14 protein-coding genes are annotated in these 17,487 nt (G+C 62.7%); 9 read left to right on the forward strand and 5 right to left on the reverse strand.

Going from position 1 to position 17,487, the window contains the following annotated elements; genetic code table 11:
- Positions 1-27: 27 nt before the first annotated feature.
- Positions 28-966, reverse strand: a complete 939-nt coding sequence (locus tag J3A64_RS09640; protein WP_043470029.1) for a proteasome assembly chaperone family protein — start codon at positions 964-966, stop codon at positions 28-30.
- 346 nt (positions 967-1,312) lie between these two features.
- Here J3A64_RS09640 and J3A64_RS09645 point away from each other — a divergent pair, with 346 nt between their 5' ends.
- The 4 genes from J3A64_RS09645 to J3A64_RS09660 all read left to right on the forward strand — a co-directional run bounded on the left by J3A64_RS09645 (position 1,313) and on the right by J3A64_RS09660 (position 6,863).
- Complete coding sequence (locus tag J3A64_RS09645; RefSeq protein WP_014921387.1) at positions 1,313-2,836, forward strand: leucyl aminopeptidase; 1,524 nt, start codon at positions 1,313-1,315, stop codon at positions 2,834-2,836.
- Positions 2,837-3,134: 298 nt separating this feature from the next.
- A complete protein-coding gene (lpdA, locus tag J3A64_RS09650; RefSeq protein WP_026005508.1) occupies positions 3,135-4,517 on the forward strand; it encodes a dihydrolipoyl dehydrogenase in 1,383 nt (460 codons plus the stop codon).
- Between the two features lie 112 nt (positions 4,518-4,629).
- A complete protein-coding gene (sucB, locus tag J3A64_RS09655; RefSeq protein WP_014921386.1) occupies positions 4,630-6,363 on the forward strand; it encodes a 2-oxoglutarate dehydrogenase, E2 component, dihydrolipoamide succinyltransferase in 1,734 nt (577 codons plus the stop codon).
- Positions 6,364-6,509: 146 nt separating this feature from the next.
- Entirely contained in the window at positions 6,510-6,863 is a 354-nt protein-coding gene (locus tag J3A64_RS09660; protein ID WP_011774458.1) for a hypothetical protein, read from the forward strand.
- A 121-nt stretch (positions 6,864-6,984) separates the two neighbouring features.
- Here J3A64_RS09660 and J3A64_RS09665 read toward each other — a convergent pair whose 3' ends face one another.
- Positions 6,985-7,368, reverse strand: a complete 384-nt coding sequence (locus tag J3A64_RS09665) for a VOC family protein (protein ID WP_011774457.1) — start codon at positions 7,366-7,368, stop codon at positions 6,985-6,987.
- Between the two features lie 133 nt (positions 7,369-7,501).
- On the opposite strand from J3A64_RS09665, the gene J3A64_RS09670 reads away from it, so the two are divergent.
- The gene (locus J3A64_RS09670; RefSeq protein ID WP_011774456.1) at positions 7,502-7,930 is read left to right on the forward strand and encodes an OsmC family protein; all 429 of its coding nucleotides are present in this window, start codon (positions 7,502-7,504) and stop codon (positions 7,928-7,930) included.
- Positions 7,931-8,016: 86 nt separating this feature from the next.
- On the opposite strand, the gene J3A64_RS09675 is transcribed toward J3A64_RS09670, so the two are convergent.
- Complete coding sequence (locus tag J3A64_RS09675) at positions 8,017-11,535, reverse strand: S41 family peptidase (protein ID WP_210064202.1); 3,519 nt, start codon at positions 11,533-11,535, stop codon at positions 8,017-8,019.
- A gap of 85 nt (positions 11,536-11,620) precedes the next feature.
- Here J3A64_RS09675 and J3A64_RS09680 point away from each other — a divergent pair, with 85 nt between their 5' ends.
- On the forward strand, positions 11,621-12,520 hold the full coding sequence (locus J3A64_RS09680; protein ID WP_210064203.1) for a TIGR01777 family oxidoreductase: 900 nt from the start codon (positions 11,621-11,623) through the stop codon (positions 12,518-12,520).
- 64 nt (positions 12,521-12,584) lie between these two features.
- Here J3A64_RS09680 and J3A64_RS09685 read toward each other — a convergent pair whose 3' ends face one another.
- Positions 12,585-14,261: a serine/threonine-protein kinase gene (locus J3A64_RS09685; RefSeq protein ID WP_210064204.1), complete on the reverse strand. Its 1,677-nt coding sequence runs from the start codon at positions 14,259-14,261 to the stop codon at positions 12,585-12,587.
- Between the two features lie 88 nt (positions 14,262-14,349).
- Between J3A64_RS09685 and lipB the strand changes: the two genes are divergently transcribed.
- The 3 genes from lipB to J3A64_RS09700 all read left to right on the forward strand — a co-directional run bounded on the left by lipB (position 14,350) and on the right by J3A64_RS09700 (position 16,942).
- Positions 14,350-15,081 (forward strand): lipoyl(octanoyl) transferase LipB, encoded by a 732-nt coding sequence (gene lipB, locus J3A64_RS09690; protein ID WP_286176252.1) that lies wholly within the window; start codon positions 14,350-14,352, stop codon positions 15,079-15,081.
- On the forward strand, positions 15,078-16,085 hold the full coding sequence (lipA, locus tag J3A64_RS09695; protein ID WP_011774451.1) for a lipoyl synthase: 1,008 nt from the start codon (positions 15,078-15,080) through the stop codon (positions 16,083-16,085). The genes lipB and lipA overlap by 4 nt, the downstream gene beginning before the upstream one ends.
- Positions 16,086-16,180: 95 nt before the next feature.
- Complete coding sequence (locus J3A64_RS09700) at positions 16,181-16,942, forward strand: DUF4191 domain-containing protein (protein WP_014921379.1); 762 nt, start codon at positions 16,181-16,183, stop codon at positions 16,940-16,942.
- Between the two features lie 87 nt (positions 16,943-17,029).
- Here the strand turns inward: J3A64_RS09700 and J3A64_RS09705 are convergent, their stop codons facing one another.
- A complete protein-coding gene (locus tag J3A64_RS09705; protein WP_014921378.1) occupies positions 17,030-17,467 on the reverse strand; it encodes an RDD family protein in 438 nt (145 codons plus the stop codon).
- Between the last annotated feature and the right edge of the window lie 20 nt (positions 17,468-17,487).

The raw sequence follows: 17,487 nt of genomic DNA on the forward strand, positions 1-17,487 counted from the left end.
TATGCCTGTCAGCAACTCAAAGCTGATTTATTGAGGCGAGTCTTTACGGGCCAAGTACGCCTCGACGGCTGCGCCAATGTCCTCGGCATTGGGCAGTTCATCATTTTCGTCGGCCAGCAGCGAGCGGCGGACAATGCCCTCGGATTTCTCGTCGTAGCGCGTCTCAAGATTAGTCACTACTGCCTGCACTTCTTCGGAAGCTTCGATCTGCTCGGCGATCTGGCGGCCCACTTCACGGCCGGCTTCCCGGAGCCTGTCCGTCGGCAGCATGAGGGATGTTGCCGCCCCCAGGTATTCCAAACCGGCGACCGCGGCCGGCGGGTACTCAGCTTCGGAAAGGTAATGCGGGACGTGGATAACGTAGCCGGCTACGTTGCGCTCCGCTTCGGTGAGCCGGAGTTCCAGGATGTGTCCAATGGCGGCAGGAACATCCACGGTGGGCTTCCAACTCGATATTCCCTCAATGAGGTCCGGCATGTTGCCGTGGACCGTCACCCCGACAGGCCGCGTGTGCGGAACGGGCATGGGGATGGAATGGATCCAGGTCACCAGGTTGACGTCGAGTTCTTCCACGATTCCGACGACGGCACGCGAGAAGCGCTCCCACTGCAGGTCGGGCTCGAAGCCGGCAAGCAACAGGAAAGGTTGGCCGAGACCGTCGTTCAGCTTGTACAGCCCGAGCTTTGGCGCCTGGTAGTCCTGCAGATGGTCCTCCACAAAGCTGATGTGGGGCCTCCTGGAACGGTAGTCGATGAGTTGGTCGGCATCGAACATGGCCACCACCTCGGCGCCCAGTTCGTCCAACAGTTCCGCGTTGATCTGCCGGACCACGTGACCGGCATCGGCAAAGCCCGTGAATCCCATGACCATGTTCAACCCGCGAAGCTCGGGGCTGTGGAAGGTCTCGATGTTTCGCGCGTACAGCGATTCGGGGTCCAGGAGAGAGCCGGATATCCGTTCAAACACGGCGTGTTCCTTTCGCAATGACAAAGTTCGGGGAGGTTCCGGTACCCAGCACATGACACCCGGGCGACATAACATCGCTGGGCACTTGCTGGGCGGCGGGACTCTATTAATCCATACAACGCTGGGCGGCCAAGGGGCATTCCTGCCCCTGATGTGCCGCAGCTCTCATTTAATTGCCGTCCGCAGCGTTCTAGAGACTACGATCGAAACGGGCCGGCGCCCTTTTGCGACGCTGGACCTGAAGACCAAGGCCGCCGTCGCAAGAAGACGTCGGGGGCGTACCGGGGCAGGCCGCCAAACATGCGGCCCCGCCATGCAATGCAGAGAGAAGTGAGGACACATCCTCGTGGTCAAGACTACTGACATCATCCTGGGCATCATCGCCAAGGACCTGAAAAAGTCCCCCAGCGACGCGCTGGTGATTGGCGTCGCGCAAGGCGCGGACGGGCCGGTATTGCTTTCCAACCCGCTGAGCGCGAAGGCCGCCGAATCCCTTGCGGGTTCCTTGCAGCTTTTAGGGATCACCGGCGCAGCCGACCAGGCGCACCGCCTTCCGGGCCTTCCGGAAACAGGCTCCGGGATTCTTGTTCTTGCCGGCGTCGGGAAGCTGTCCGATGACGGCAGCCTCAGCGAAGAAGCGCTGCGGCGTGCGGCGGGATCCGCTGTGCGCCAGCTTGCCGGCACCTCTTCGGTCACCTTGGCCCTTCCGACGGCGACCCTCGCCGATGTCGCAGCCGTCGCCGAAGGAGCCGCCCTGGGCGCGTACTCCTACACAGAGCACCGTTCCAGCAAGGATGGACTGAAGGCACCAGTAGCCAAGGCCCTGATTTTCTCGGATGTCGAAGCCAAGTCTGCCCAACCGGCACTTGATCGGGCGATTGTCCTCGCTCGTGCCGTGAACACCACCCGCACCCTGGTCAACCAGCCGCCGAGCCACCTTTATCCCGAGTCGTTCGCCGAGTCCGCCAAGGAACTCGCCAAGGGCCTTCCGGTCAAAATCACGGTCTGGGATGAAAAGCGCCTGGAAAAGGAAGGCTTCGGAGGTATTCTCGGCGTCGGCAAGGGGTCCACCCGCCAACCGCGCCTCGTCAAGGTGGAATACGCCCCCGCCAAGGCCACAAAGAAGATTGCACTCGTGGGCAAGGGCATCACTTTCGACACCGGCGGCATTTCCATTAAGCCGGCCCTCGGCATGGGCGACATGAAGAGCGACATGGCGGGTGCCGCCGTCGTACTTAACACGGTCCTGGCCATCGCCTCCCTTGGCCTGCCCCTGAAAGCAACTGCCTGGCTCTGCATCGCGGAGAACATGCCCTCCGGTGCCGCAGCGCGGCCTGCTGACGTATTCACCATTTACGGCGGCAAGACTGTTGAGGTTCTGAACACGGACGCTGAGGGGCGTTTGGTGATGGCCGACGGCATCGTTGCTGCCAGCTTGGAGAAGCCGGACGCCATCATTGACGTCGCAACCCTCACCGGCGCGCAGCTCATCGCCCTCGGGTTGCGCACTGCCGGCGTCATGGGATCCGATTCCGTCACGGCAGCGCTGAAGTCGGCGGCCGACAGGGCGGGCGAACTGGTGTGGCCGATGCCGCTCCCCGAAGAACTCCGGCCCAGCCTGGACTCGCAGGTTGCGGACCTCGCCAACATCGGTGAGCGCAACGGCGGCATGATGACCGCAGCTGTCTTCCTTCGTGAATTCGTGGGCAAGAACGACGACGGCCAGCAGATCCCGTGGGCCCACGTTGATATCGCCGGCCCGTCGTTCAACAACGGCGCCCCGTATGGTTACACGCCCAAGCAGGGAACCGGATGCACCGTCCGCACCCTGGTTGCCTACGCTGAGGATCTCTTGGCGGTCTCCGCCTAGCACCGCTCCCCCATGCCCTTCCGGGTTGCGCAGGCCCCTTGCCGGTTCCTCGGCGGCGGCCGGCGCAACCCCGGAATTATGCGGGGTGTAGCGCTGTGTCACAAGGGAACGTGAGTCTCGACACAAGCGCTCCACAAACGCCTGCAGAGGGTGGAGCATGGGTAGGTGGTTCGCTAAGGTGAACTCGATAGTCACAAATGCAAGAGAACTTAGGTGCTGGCATAATCACGGCAGAACAAGTTCCAAAGACCAGATGGCACGCAGTCCCGTGTCATCATTCACGCGAGGGAGCGTTTTAGTGGCCGATCAGGCAACTGCGCAAGAATTCGACATCCTGGTACTCGGTGGCGGCAGCGGCGGCTACGCCACTGCCCTGCGGGCCGTACAGCTTGGGTTCACCGTTGGCCTTGTGGAAAAGGCAAAGCTCGGCGGAACCTGCCTGCACAACGGTTGTATCCCCACCAAGGCACTCCTGCACTCGGCCGAACTGGCCGACCACGCACGGGATTCCGCCAAGTACGGCGTGAATGTCACGCTCGACAGCATCGACATGTCGGCCGTGAACGCGTACAAGGACGGCATCATCGCCGGTAAGTTCAAGGGCCTCCAAGGACTGATCAAGTCCAAGGGCATCACCGTCATCGAGGGTGAAGGCAAGCTTCAGGGCAACAACACTGTCGTCGTGAACGGCACCTCCTATACGGGCAAGAACATCGTCCTGGCCACGGGTTCGTACTCCCGTTCACTTCCCGGCTTGGAAATCGGCGGCAAGGTCATCACCTCGGACCAAGCCCTCACCATGGACTACATCCCCAAGAGCGCCATCGTCCTGGGCGGCGGCGTCATCGGCGTCGAGTTCGCGTCCGTCTGGAAGTCCTTCGGCGTGGACGTCACCATCATTGAGGGCCTCCCCTCCTTGGTTCCCAACGAGGACGCCTCGATCGTCAAGAACCTTGAGCGTGCCTTCAAGAAGCGCGGCATCAAGTTCACCACCGGCATCTTCTTCCAGGGCGTTGAGCAGAACGACGACGGCGTCAAGGTCACCTTGGTTGATGGCCAGACGTTCGAAGCCGACCTCCTGCTCGTAGCCGTTGGCCGCGGTCCGGTGACCGCCAACCTTGGCTACGAAGAAGCAGGCATCACCATCGACCGTGGCTTCGTCATCACCAACGAACGCCTCCACACCGGCGTTGGCAACATCTACGCCGTCGGCGACATCGTCCCCGGCGTCCAGCTCGCGCACCGCGGCTACCAGCAGGGCATCTTCGTCGCCGAGGAAATCGCCGGCCTGAACCCGGCAATCGTCGAGGACATCAACATCCCCAAGGTCACCTACTGCGAACCTGAAATCGCCACGGTGGGCTACACAGAAAAAGCCGCCAAGGAGAAGTTCGGCGACGACCAGGTGCAGACCCAGGAATACAACCTTGCCGGCAACGGCAAGAGCTCAATCCTCGGCACCGGTGGCATCGTCAAGCTCGTACGCCAGAAGGATGGCCCCGTGGTTGGCATCCACATGATCGGCTCCCGCATGGGCGAGCAGATCGGTGAAGCCCAGTTGATCGTGAACTGGGAAGCCTACCCGGAGGACGTGGCCCAGCTGGTCCACGCCCACCCCACCCAGAACGAAAGCCTGGGCGAAGCCCACCTTGCCCTCGCGGGCAAGGCACTCCACGGCTAAGTCTTACCAAGACCCAACGGATCGGGTGCATGCGGCGGAATATGCCGCATGCACCCGATCCGGACCAGCAGAATTCATCCGCACAAAGATCAATAAGGAGAACGGGGACGACATGTCTGAATCCGTTAACTTGCCCGCCCTCGGTGAGAGTGTCACCGAAGGAACCGTCACCCGCTGGCTCAAGCAGGTTGGTGACCGGGTAGAGATCGACGAGCCGTTGCTCGAGGTTTCAACCGACAAAGTAGACACCGAAATCCCTTCTCCGATCTCAGGCGTCATCGAAGAAATCCTCGTCGCTGAAGACGAGACGGCCGAAGTGGGCGCCCCCTTGGTCCGCATCGGCGACGGCTCCGGTTCAGCTGCTCCGGCAGCTGAGGCCGCACCGGCTGAGGAAGCCCCTGCAGAGCAGGCTGCACCGGCCGAGGAAGCTCCTGCCGCCCCCGCCGCTGAAGAAGCACCAGCAGCTGAAGCACCCGCCGCTTCGGGTGAAGGCCACGAAGTGACCCTCCCGGCATTGGGCGAGAGCGTCACCGAAGGTACTGTCACCCGCTGGCTCAAGGCCGTTGGCGACACCGTGGAGGTCGACGAACCGCTCCTCGAGGTCTCCACCGACAAGGTAGACACCGAAATTCCTTCCCCGGTTGCCGGCACCCTGCAGGAAATCCGTGTCAGCGAGGACGAGACAGCAGAGGTTGGCTCCGTCCTGGCCGTCATCGGTTCCGGCGCAGCTGCGCCTGCATCTGCTCCCGCTCCGGCTGCACCTGCGGCTGAGGCACCGGCCGCTCCCGCTGCTGCACCCGCCCCGGCTGCTGCTCCGGCTGCTCCGGCCGCTGCACCCGCCCCGGCCGCTCCAGCAGCCGCGCCTGCTCCCGCCGCAGCTCCGGCTGCTCCCGCGGCTGAAGGTTCTTCGGAATCCGGCTACGTCACTCCCCTGGTCCGCAAGCTTGCCAACCAGCACGGCGTGGACATCGCTTCGGTCTCCGGCACCGGCGTCGGTGGCCGCATCCGTAAGCAGGATGTTCTGGCTGCTGCGGAAGCAAAGCAGGCAGCCGCAGCCCCCGCTGCAGCTGCTCCGGCCGCAGCACCGGCAGCCAAGGCCGCTGCCCCCGTGGTCGCATCCTCCTTGCGTGGCACCACTGAGAAGGCCCCGCGTATCCGTCAGGTCATTGCCCGCCGCATGCGCGAGTCCCTTGAGGTCTCCACTCAGCTGACACAGGTGCACGAGGTCGACATGACCAAGATCGCCAAGCTCCGCCTCAAGGCCAAGAACTCGTTCCAGGCCCAGAACGGCGTCAAGCTGACCTTCCTGCCGTTCATCGCCAAGGCTGTGGCCGAGGCCCTGAAGCAGCACCCCAAGCTGAACGCTGCTTACGACGAGTCGAAGCAGGAAATCACCTACCACAACGCCGAACACCTAGCGATCGCCGTCGACACTGACAAGGGCCTACTGGTTCCCGTCATTTCCGACGCCGGCAACCTGAACCTCGCCGGCCTGGCCGGCAAGATCGCCGATGTCGCAGGCCGTACCCGCGATGGCAAGATCGGCCCGGACGAACTGTCCGGTGGCACGTTCAGCATCACCAACATCGGCTCCGTTGGTGCACTGTTTGATACCCCGATCATCAACCAGCCGCAGGTAGGCATTCTCGGAACCGGTGCGATCGTCAAGCGCGCCGTCGTGGTTGCCGACGAAAACGGTGACGACTCGATCGCCATCCGCTCCATGATGTACCTGTCCCTCACGTACGACCACCGCCTGGTGGACGGTGCTGATGCCGGACGCTTCCTGCAGACCCTCAAGGCCCGCCTTGAAGAAGGCGCTTTCGAAGCAGACCTCGGTCTCTAAGACCCTGCATCAATAAGCAGCACTGACTGCAGTATCAAAAGGCAGGTTACCGGGAATCCGGTAACCTGCCTTTCTGTTTCCAAGCACCTGACAGCATCAGCGTGGCTTTGCTACGGGACGTAGAACCAACTGGATAAGCTTGGGCCATGAGTATTCTCTTCAACATCCTGGTGTTCTTGCACATCGTCGGCGCAGCCATGATTGTGGGTTACTGGATCGCCACCCTCAAGGCGCCGACGGTCCACCCACGTCAGCGCGATGGCGCCTTCCTGCAGCTCCTCACAGGCATCGCCATGATGGGTGTATTCCCCTTGCTGCCTGACGCCGATCCCAACTACTTCAAGCTCGGCGTCAAGTTCGCCATTGGTGTGGCCGTAGCAGTTCTCGCAGTTATCGGCTCCCGCAAGGTGAAGAACGGCGAACCGGTGTCTACCGGCCTGGCCCACGGAGTGGGCGGCCTGGCATTGATCAACATCGCGATCGCCACCCTCTGGAACTAATCCGGGGCCCTATCCCAGGTAGCTCCTTAGGTACCGGCGGCCGTCCTGTTCTGCCTGAAGGCAGTGCGGGACGGCCGCTGACTTTAACGGACTGATGTTCTCCGACGCTGTCTTTAGGCGACTACTCCTGGGCTATGCAAAATTCGTTGCCCTCGGGATCCTGCATGACGTCCCAGTGGAAATCTCCGATGTCGTGCGCCTCCACGAAAGTAGCCCCCAACGTCTCAGCTTTGCGCCGCAGCGCTGAGGGATCTGCGTCGTGAAGGTCCAGGTGCAGGCGACGTCGCCCTTCGGTGGGTGTGGAGACTTGTTGGAATGCCAGTTGCGGCAGGCCCGGTTCAGCCGGCCGAAGCCAGATGTAACCTTCATGTTCCGCTGCTACGGGCATGTCCAGCAGCTCCGACCAGAAAGCTGACAGGCGGGCAGCGTCGGCGGCGTTCACCATGATGGACGCGATTCTGGGTCCCCGGTTGCGCCCGGCAGGTGCGAGTTTTTCGGTATCCATTTCGCCAGTCTAGGGGTCACAATCCACTGTCAGCGGAATGGCCGTGCGGTCCGGCAGGCAAATCCCTAGGATTGATCCCGGTGGCACCTGCCGAAGGCTGGTTGCCGACTCACAACGACCCCAAGGAGTGGACATGGCAGCAACACGCACCGCACACACGGTTTGGAACGGCAACCTGATTGAAGGCGCCGGCAACACAACGCTGGACAGCTCAGGACTGGGCACGTTCGATGTCACTTGGAAGGCACGGACCGAACAGTCCGGCGGCAAGACCAGCCCGGAAGAACTGATCGCCGCTGCCCACTCCGCTTGCTTCTCCATGGCCTTCAGCCACGCCCTTGCCGGCGAAGGATTCACCGCTGAGGAAGTGCAGACCAAGGCTGACGTTACCTTCGTTCCGGGCACAGGCATCACCGGCAGCCACCTGACCATGACCGCGAAGGTTCCGGGCCTCTCCGAAGAGGACTTCCGCCGTATTTCCGAGGACGCAAAGACCGGCTGCCCCGTTTCCGGCGCTCTGGCCAGCATCGAGATCACCTTGGATGCCACCCTCACGGTGTAGCACCGAACAGCACCACCCGTAAGCCCGGAAGAGCCCCGTCACTCCCCCTCAGGGAGGTGGCGGGGCTCTTCTGCGCCTGGTGCCTGTCAGCTCTTTTGGGGGCGCGAGGGCAGTGGTGCCGGCCGGACCTTTCGGTAGCCTTCACGCAACGGAGGACGGTCAGTGGGCAGCTCCTGGATCATTTCCTTGAGTGCACCAATTCCGTACTCCAGTTGCGGATCGGTCCCGGCGGCGTACGCGTGCGGCGGGAACAGTACTTCGATGTCAGGCTCCACGCCCCGGTTTTCAACGTCCCAGCCGATTCCGCCACTGAACCAGGTTGCGTATCGGGGCTGGGTGACACCAGTGCCATCGGCAAGCGCGAAGCGGTTGTCGATGCCCACAACGCCACCCCACGTCCGCGTACCGATGACGGGGCCGATGCCCCTGAGCTTGGACACCTGGGTGATGATGTCGCCGTCGGATCCGGCGAATTCATCGGCGAGGATGATCACGGGTCCGCGAGGTGCGTGGTGCGGGTATGTCCGCGGCTTTTCACCACGCGGCATGCTCCAGCCTGTGACCTTGCGCCCGATCAGTTCAGCAACCAACTGGGAGGTGTGTCCTCCACGGTTGCGCCGCACGTCCACAATCAGGCCGTCCAATGCGGTCTCAGTATCGAGGTCGCGGTGGAGCTGCGCCCAGCCGTTGGCCATCATGTCCGGGACGTGCAGGTAGCCGAACTTGCCATCCGATGCCTCACGGACGGTGCGTCGGTTAGCCCGGACCCAGTCCTGGTACCGCAACCGCTCCTCGTCACGGACGGGAACTACGGCAACCCGCCGTTGCTCGCCAGCCGCTTGACCGTGGCCATCACCGTTCAAGAGCGTCAGCTCAACGGTCCTGCCCGCTGAACCCACCAGCTGCATCGCCGGCGTCAGGACCGCGGAAAGCTCGACGCCGTCGATCGCCAGGAGGACGTCACCCACCTTCGCGTCCGCGCCGGGCCGCGTCAATGGTGAAGTAGCCAGGGGGTCGGAGGACTCTCCTGCGAGGATCCGGGTGATTTCCCAGCCCTTGGTGCCGAGCTGGAACTCGGCACCAAGCCGGCCCTGACCGTTTCGTCCGGGCTCGGTGACAGCGGCCGGTTTCACATAGGCATGGGATGTTCCCAGTTCCCCGTGGATCTCCCACAACAGGTCAACCAGGTCATCGTGGGAACCGAGCCTGTCCACGATGGGACGGTAGCGTTTGTACACGGAATCCCAATCCTGGCCTGCCATGTCGGCAGTCCAGAAGAAGTCCCGCTGCAGCCTCCAGGCCTCCTCGAAAGCCTGTCCCCAGGCAGCCACGGGGTCAAGGATGACCCGGACCCTGTTGAGCTCCACCTTCACAAGGTCGGCCGAGTCCTCTTCCACCTTGTTGTCAGCAGGGACAGACGTGATCTGCTTATCGAGGACGTAGATGATGCGGCTGAGGTCACCCGACAAGCGGTAGCTGTCCACTGCCTTGACGAGCGTGGCCTGCTTGCGCTTGGCGAGGTCGTAACGGACCAAGGAAGGCGCCGTCTTCTTGTCCTGGAGGGTGCCCCGCCCATCGCCCGTGACGCCCGAAAGTTCAGTATCGAGCCACAACAGCGCACCATCACCAACGGCCAGGTCAGAGTAGTTACCCTGAGGTACCGGGACGGCAATAACCCTATGGGCAAGCCCCTCCGCATCAACGCGCACGGCAGGCGCGTCGCCGTCGTCGGACTTTGTCGTGGCGGGTGATGCGTCCTCGAGCGTGTCTATGGAAGGGCCAAACGGCGAGGGCGTGTCCGCTGCCAAGGCAACCATGTACGGCTTAATGGGGCTCGGGAAGGATAGGTCGAAGGAATGACCGTCGTACACGGGGTCAAAGCTCCTGTTGGACAGGAACGCCAGGAATTTTCCGTCCGGGGTGAACCTTGGAGACTCGTCGCAGAAGCGGCCGTCCGTGACATCGATGATGCCCGCGTCAGGCTCTGCCGGGCGGGCGATCCGGAGCTTGCTCCGTGAACCGAAGGACGTCACCGGCTCGGACCAGGCAAGCCACTGCGAGTCGCTGGACCAGGAGAGTTGGTCGATGCTGCCTTCGCCGACGCTGACAAGCCGCGTCAGTCTACCGGCGGCGGTGTCGGCAAGGAAGACATCGCCGAAGGACGTGCCCACAGCCAACCAGCGACCATCCGGGCTGGCTTCCAAAGCACTCGTCCGGGTAGGTGCAGGGAAATCCAGTCGGAGATCTGCGGAGTCTTCCGCCGACGTGGGGGCTGTGGTCTCCGTCGTGCCACCTACCGTATCTGCGGATGGCTCGGCCGTGACCGGCTCGCCGGACTGAGCTCGAGCCGGTTCGTCGGAAGCCTGCCTGATATTGGGCCCTGCCTGCGCAGAAGCTGCTCCCTGTCCCAGGACGTTCGACGCCGAGACCGGTTTGGGGAGCGGAGCCGCTTCCTCGGCCGAAGCCGTCGGTTCAACAACAACTTTGGGAACCTCCACCGCGGCAGAAAGGCGCGCGGCGATGCGCTTGATGTACAGCGCCTCCACTCCCCCGTGATCGGCGACGTAAGCTATCCGGCCGTCAGTGAGCGGTCGAGGCAGGCGGGCGCGGACGCCGGCTGTCGCCTCAACCACCCGTGAGGGACCGTCCTTGTGCCGGAGCCAGTGGATGGTGCCGTGCGATTCCACTGCGCTGGCAGTGCCAGTGACATTGGGGAAGACGTCCCCCAAATGGGTGGAGGTCTTGAGCGGTGCGGGGCGGCGGCCGGGTGACGCCGAGCCGAGAGTGACATTCAACTTGACGGGCTCGGCGTCTGCGTCCAACGACGCGATGAGCCACAACTCGCCTGCCGATTCAAAGACGACACGTGTACCGTCGGTGCTGGCATGCCGGACGTAGAAGTCCTCGTGGTCCGTGTGCCGGCGCAGTCCGGAACCATCCGGAAGCACCGAATAAAGGTTTCCGTAGCCCTCGTGGTCCGACAGGAAGGCGATCCGCCCCTGAATCCACAGTGGGTCGGTCAGGTTTCCTTCCACTTCCGGCAACAGTCGCTCGAACTCGCCGTTGCCGTCGGCATCGATCCACAGCTTCCCGGCAGTGCCGCCACGGTAGCGCTTCCACCAGGCGGGCTCACGTGAGAGAACACTTGCCAGGACCACAGGTTTCTCATCACCGATCTCCGGACCAAAGGCGACTGCCTCCACCGGGCCGAACGGAAGTTCGACGGCGGCACCGCCGTCCAGCGGGAGGCTGTACGCGTGCGTGTGACGGCTTTCGGCCTGTTGGAAGGCGCTCGTCACCACCACGTTTCCTGCCGGTGTGAAGCCCTTGACCTTGGTGGTGCTGTGCCCGAAGTAACTCAGCTGCCTGTACCCGCCGCCGTCGACGTCCGCCGTGACCACCTCAGGTGACGTGCCCACCACGGTGGTCCACACCAGCCCCTTGCCGTCCGGAGTGAACCGTGGGTTCCTTGCCGGCAGTTGCTGCGAGGAAACCCGCCAGGCGCGGCCTCCTGAAAGGGGGGCGATCCAGATGTCGTCTTCGGCCACGAAAGTGACCAGATCGCCGTGCACATGCGGGAAACGGAGGTAGCTGGAGGAGGTCATTGTTCGATCATAGTCAAGAGGCACGTGTCAGTAGCGGCATCCACTGTCGTTTCCACCACAAGCGTTCGCCATGGTGAGATGGGTCATGAGAATTGTGATGTCCGGAGCTTCGGGAATGATCGGGACGGCCCTGTCCGAGCGATTGGCCGCAGACGGCAATGAGGTCATCCGGCTGGTGCGGCGGCCGGCCAGGACCGCTCTTGAATGGACGTGGGACCCAACCAAAGGTGAACTCGACGAGGCTGTCCTGGATGGCGCCGATGCCGTGGTGAACCTTTCGGGTGCCGGCATCGGGGACCGCCCCTGGACAAAACGCCGGATTCGGGTCCTCAAGGAATCCCGCCTCCAACCCACCCAAACCCTGACCGCTGCCATGCAACGACTCAGCAAACCGCCCGCTGTCTTCATCAGCCAATCCGCCTCCGGCTACTACGGGGCGTCACGCGATGGAGTTCTCCGGGAGGACTCCGGCAACGGCGGCGGCGTGCTTGGCCGCCTGACCGATGAATGGGAGCGCACGGCCAGGACCGCACCCACGGGGGTGAGGGTGGTGACGCCCAGGACAGGCGTGGTGCTCAGCACCTCCGGTGGCGCGCTCGGCCCATTGCTTCCCTTGTTGAAGCTCGGGCTGGGAGGACCCTTTGGGAACGGACGCCAGTACTGGCCATGGATCACCCTGGCCGATGAAGCCGGAGCCCTCGCGCACCTCCTCACAGCAGACATTGAAGGTCCGGTAAATGTCTGCGCCCCGGAAAGCGCAGATGTGAACACGATTGTCGCGGGCCTCGCCAAGGCTTTCCACAAGCCGGCCTTCTGCCGTGTTCCCCGTCCTGCCCTGCGACTGGTCCTGGGCGGGTTGGCGGACGAACTCGTCATGGCCAACCAGCGAATGGAGCCCGCACGGTTGCAGGAATCCGGCTTCCAATGGCTGCACCCTTCCCTCCGCGACGCCATGGCGTGGCTCAGCTCGGAAAAGGCCCACTAAACACGTCCTCAGCTGGCGCAGCAGGTTCCCACACCCTGCGCAGGGCAGCCCCTTCCGTTGCATCTCAGCCTGCGGAAACGGCGCCAAGAATTCCGGAAATCCACCAGCGCCCCTCCGAACGAACCAGGTCCAGCCGGAGTTGCTGCGGCTTTCCCACACCCTCGGTCCTGACAACTGCCCCTGATGCCAGACGTTCCTCGTAGCCGGACGTGGTGGCTGTAACCGCTACCAGCACATGATCTGGCTGCGGAGGTCCTTCAACGGTCAGAGCCGTCAACGTTGTACGGAGTCCTGCAAACGCTGTACCAGCACCCCGAAGATAATCACTAAGCTGCTTGTCCGTCGCTTCGGCCGGCGAACCAGGCGCATTGACCGAGTCCAAAAGGTCGAGGCGCCGCTCCCCCAAGGCCATGTCACGCACGGCTGACAATGCGGGCACGGCAACCAAGGGATCCGCTGATCGGAGCGTTTCAGAAAGTGCATCAGGAAGGTCCTTTATCTCCTGAGCGTCCTCGAGGTCCCGCAGTTCCGCTTCCTGACCGGGGTCGGCCACGCCGGTCTCCATCGCCGCTTGGTGCGCCATCGCCGTCGTCGGGCGGTCCTGCTGCCAAAGAATCCACGACGCAGCGCCGATGAGCGCGCCCACCACTGCCAAGGCAACCAAGCGGATGCCAAGGCTGCCGCCTGGGCCGCCCCTAAGCCTGTCCTGCCGGGGACTGTCGTGCCGGCGACGCGGACGGCCTGACCTTCGGAGCACAGGTCTCCGCCTCACCTGCAGCAATCTCCGCCACCTCGTCAACCAAAGGATTGTCTGGCGTGGCGAACGCCCCAACGTCTCGCGCCGGGTGAGCAATTCAGGAATCACCGACGAATGAACTGCACCGGACAAGTCAAGGGCCTCGGGGGCAGCACTTCTGAAGATCGCCGTGCCAAGTTCCCTAGCCGTCGGACGATTCCGGGGATCGGGGTCCAAGGCCGCCTCCAAAGCGGCGGCAAGGGCCTTGGGTACTTCCGGGACCAGAAGTGACAACGGTGGGCGATCCTGTTCCTGTTCCGGAGCTGCCCCCGTCAGGCAGTACCAACCGACTGCTCCAAGCGAATAGACGTCACGATGCGGTTGGAGGCTTTCGCGGGAAGTACTGCCGTCCTTGGATTCGTCAGCCGCAGGGTCCATGAATCCGGGCGTTCCGACTCCCGGGTTTTGTGGCTTGTCGCCCACCTGGGCAGCGATGCCAAGGTCCGCGAGCAGTGGCATCCCAACGGCTGTGAACAAGACATTGCCGGGCGACACGTCTCCGTGCTCCGTGCCGTTGACATGCAGGTACTCCAACGCCTGGGCGATGGGGGTCAAGATGGTCACTGTTTCCCCGATGCTGAGCTTCCCCCTCGCGGATACCAGGTTGGCCAGTGAGCCACCCGCGGCATAGTCCATCACAATCCCCTGTGTTCCCTCGGCCATGCCACCCACGTGGAGGACTTCGTGGACACGGATGAGGTGCTTGTGCTGAAGATCGGAGAGGAGCCTCATCTCGCGGGATAGGTCTTCAAGAACTTGGGCCGTTGCCCGATCACCAGCCGCACCGGGCTTGGCGCATTTGACCGCAAACCGCGCCCCGTCCATATCCCTTGTGGCAAGCCAAACGGTGGAACTACTGCCCTGGCCCAATGGGCGGGACATCGTGTAGCCCGGAATGTGAGGAGCCACGGTGGCAGTTGTTTCCAGAGTTTCCAGAGTTTCCATAAACAAGGTGTACCGGAATGCCTGATTTTCCGCAGAAGTTATCCACAGGCGCTGACTCGAACCATTCCCCGGCCCCCCATAGCCCAAGATGCGACTGAGAGCTTCACCACAAAACCATGGCCAGTCTCCCGCTGGGTCTAAGCTTGAAACCATGACTCTTGAGTTTTCACAACTGGGTCTTGCCCCGGATTTTGTCGATTACATGCAGGGCTGGGACCTGCAGCGCGACATCCACAACAAAGTTGTTGCGGGCGAGAACAACAGCACCGTCTTGATCCTTGAGCACGCCGCCGTCTACACGGCCGGCAAACTCACGGAGGACCACGAGCGCCCCTTTGACGGCACACCCGTTGTTCCCGTGGATCGCGGCGGGAAATTAACGTGGCACGGCCCAGGTCAGCTCATTGCCTATCCGATCCTCAAACTCAAGAACCGTGCCGGTATCCGCGACTACGTGGAACGGCTTGAAGCCATCATGATTGCCGTCATGCAGGACTACGGCATTAAGGCCGTCACCGTGAAAGGCCGGGCCGGAGTCTGGATTCTTGCAGATGACAAGGGACCCGACCGCAAGATTGCCGCGATCGGCATTCGCGTTCTGGACGGCGTCACCATGCACGGCGTGGCCATCAACTGCAGCAATGACCTGGCGCCCTATGCGCAGATCATCGCCTGTGGCATCACCGACGCCAGCGTCACCACCATGTCGCTGGAAACCGGCCGGACCATCAACCCCGCCGACATCGTTGACCGCTTCGTTGAAGAATTCAGCAAGCATGAAGAAGCACTCGTTTCCACACCCGAAGGAGCACTCCAGTGACCTTGGCACCTGAAGGCCGTAAGTTGCTGCGCGTTGAGCAGCGTAACTCGGCGGTCCCGGTTGAACGTAAGCCCGAGTGGATCAAGGCCAAGGTCCAGATGGGGCCGGAGTTCGTCCAGCTCAAGAACCTGGTGAAGAAGGAAGGCCTGCACACGGTGTGTGAAGAGGCCGGCTGCCCGAACATTTTTGAGTGCTGGGAAGACAAGGAAGCGACGTTCCTGATCGGCGGGTCCGAGTGCACCCGGCGCTGTGATTTCTGCCAGATCGATACCGGCAAACCCTCCCCGGTGGACATGTTCGAACCCACCAAGGTGGCCCGCAGCGTGCAGGCGATGCAGTTGCGCTACGCCACGGTGACCGGGGTGGCCCGTGATGACCTGGCCGATGAGGGTGTGTGGTTGTACGCCGAAACGGTCCGGAAGATCCATGAACTGAACCCGGGCACGGGCGTGGAGTTGCTGATCCCTGATTTCTCCGGCAAGCCCGAGCACATCGCGGCGATCTGTGATTCCAAGCCCGAGGTGTTCGCGCACAACGTGGAGACCGTGCCGAGGATTTTCAAGCGGATCCGTCCGGCGTTCCGGTACGAGCGGTCCCTGGATGTGATCACGCAGGGCCGGGACCTTGGCATGGTGACCAAGTCCAACCTGATCCTGGGCATGGGCGAGACCCGGGAGGAGATCTCCGAAGCGCTCCGTGACCTGCACGCGGCCGGTTGTGACCTGATCACGATCACCCAGTACCTGCGCCCGTCCGAGCGGCACTTGCCCGTGGACCGGTGGGTCAAGCCGCAGGAATTCGTGGACCTCCAGCACGAGGCCGAAGAAATCGGGTTCCTCGGTGTCATGTCCGGGCCGTTGGTGCGGTCCTCGTACCGGGCCGGGCGCCTGTGGGCCACCGCGATGCGGAAGAAGGGCTGGGAAATCCCAGCCGCCCTGGCCCACATCGAGTCCTCCGGCACCACCCGCCAGGAAGCCTCCACCATCCTCGCCGCCCACGGCTAGCACTGAGCAGGACCGCAATCAGTACAGAAGGACCGGATGCCCGCTACGTAACGGCGTCCGGTCCTTCTGCGTACATCACGTAGAATTAAGGCACTATGGCGAACTCCCCTGATTCCAGCAATTCGACCCCCTCGGCCGACGCACCCAAGCGTGGGCTGTTCCAGCGCAAGCCCAAGGAAGCCAAGGCCAAGAAGCCGAGCCAGCTGAAGCAGATCGCTGAAGTCTTCAAGATGACCCGGCGAAATGATCCGCAGGTTGTCTGGATCATGGTGCTGGCATTCCTTGCAGTGGTTGCCGTGGCCTTCCTCATCGGCTTCCTGCTGGAGAACTGGGTCACCGGCCTGATCATTGGTATCCCGCTGGGTCTTCTTGCGGCCGTCTTCATTCTTTCCCGCCGGGCTGAGAAGGCTGCCTTTGCGCAGATTGAAAACCAGCCTGGCGCTTCCGGCGCGGCGCTGGGTACTCTTCGCCGCGGTTGGGTCACCCAGGATCAGCCTGTTGCCGTCAACCCCCGCACCCAAGACGCTGTGTTCATGGCCATTGGTCGCCCCGGCGTCGTCCTCGTCAGTGAAGGTCCCACCCACCGGGTCAAGCCCTTGGTAGACGCAGAGCGCAAGCGCCTCGCGCGTATTCTGCCCAATGTCACCATCCACGTCTTGGAATCCGGCCGCGGCGAAGGCCAGGTGCCACTGAACAAACTTGCCAAGACCATGGGCAAGCTAAAGAACGAACTCACCAAAGTAGAGGTCAACGCAGTTTCCAAGCGCATCAACTCCCTTGGTAACCGTCTGCCCATCCCCAAGGGCATTGACCCCTACAAGGCCCGTCCGGACCGCAAGGCCGCCCGCGGACGCTGATCCCACATCAAAAAACCGCCCCTGTCTTCTGATGTAGAGACAGGGGCGGTTTTTGTTTAAGTCGCACTAAGAACAAGTCATGGGGTGCTACATCCTGATGAGGATGGTGTTCATCGCTTTGTCGTGCAGGCCTCGCTGATCGGGATCGAAGACCACTGCCGGGATGACCAGGCAGAGCAGGAGAGTCCGCACCACGGCGGCCAACGGTCCTGCGGGACCGCCACCCAATCGAACCACGTGGATGCCGGCCAGCCTGTGACCGATGCTGTAACCCAACGTTCCGATCAGGAGGATCTGCTCCACGGCAAAGATGGCCAACGTTGCCCACGGGTTTCCCCCGAAGGCAAAATTGCTGATCACCAGGGCGATCGTCCAGTCCACCATGATGCCCAGAATGCGCCGTCCGGCTCGCGCCATGGAACCCGGGCCGGATTCGGGCAACCCGAGCCGTTCACCAGGATATTTGGAGATTCCGGATGTGTCCGGGCCGCTCAGCCAGGAGCCTATGTCTTTTCGATCTACCACACTCCAAGCCTAACGGCTGG

This window comes from Pseudarthrobacter sp. PvP004 (genome assembly GCF_017876035.1).
Lineage (GTDB): Bacteria > Actinomycetota > Actinomycetes > Actinomycetales > Micrococcaceae > Arthrobacter > Arthrobacter aurescens_A.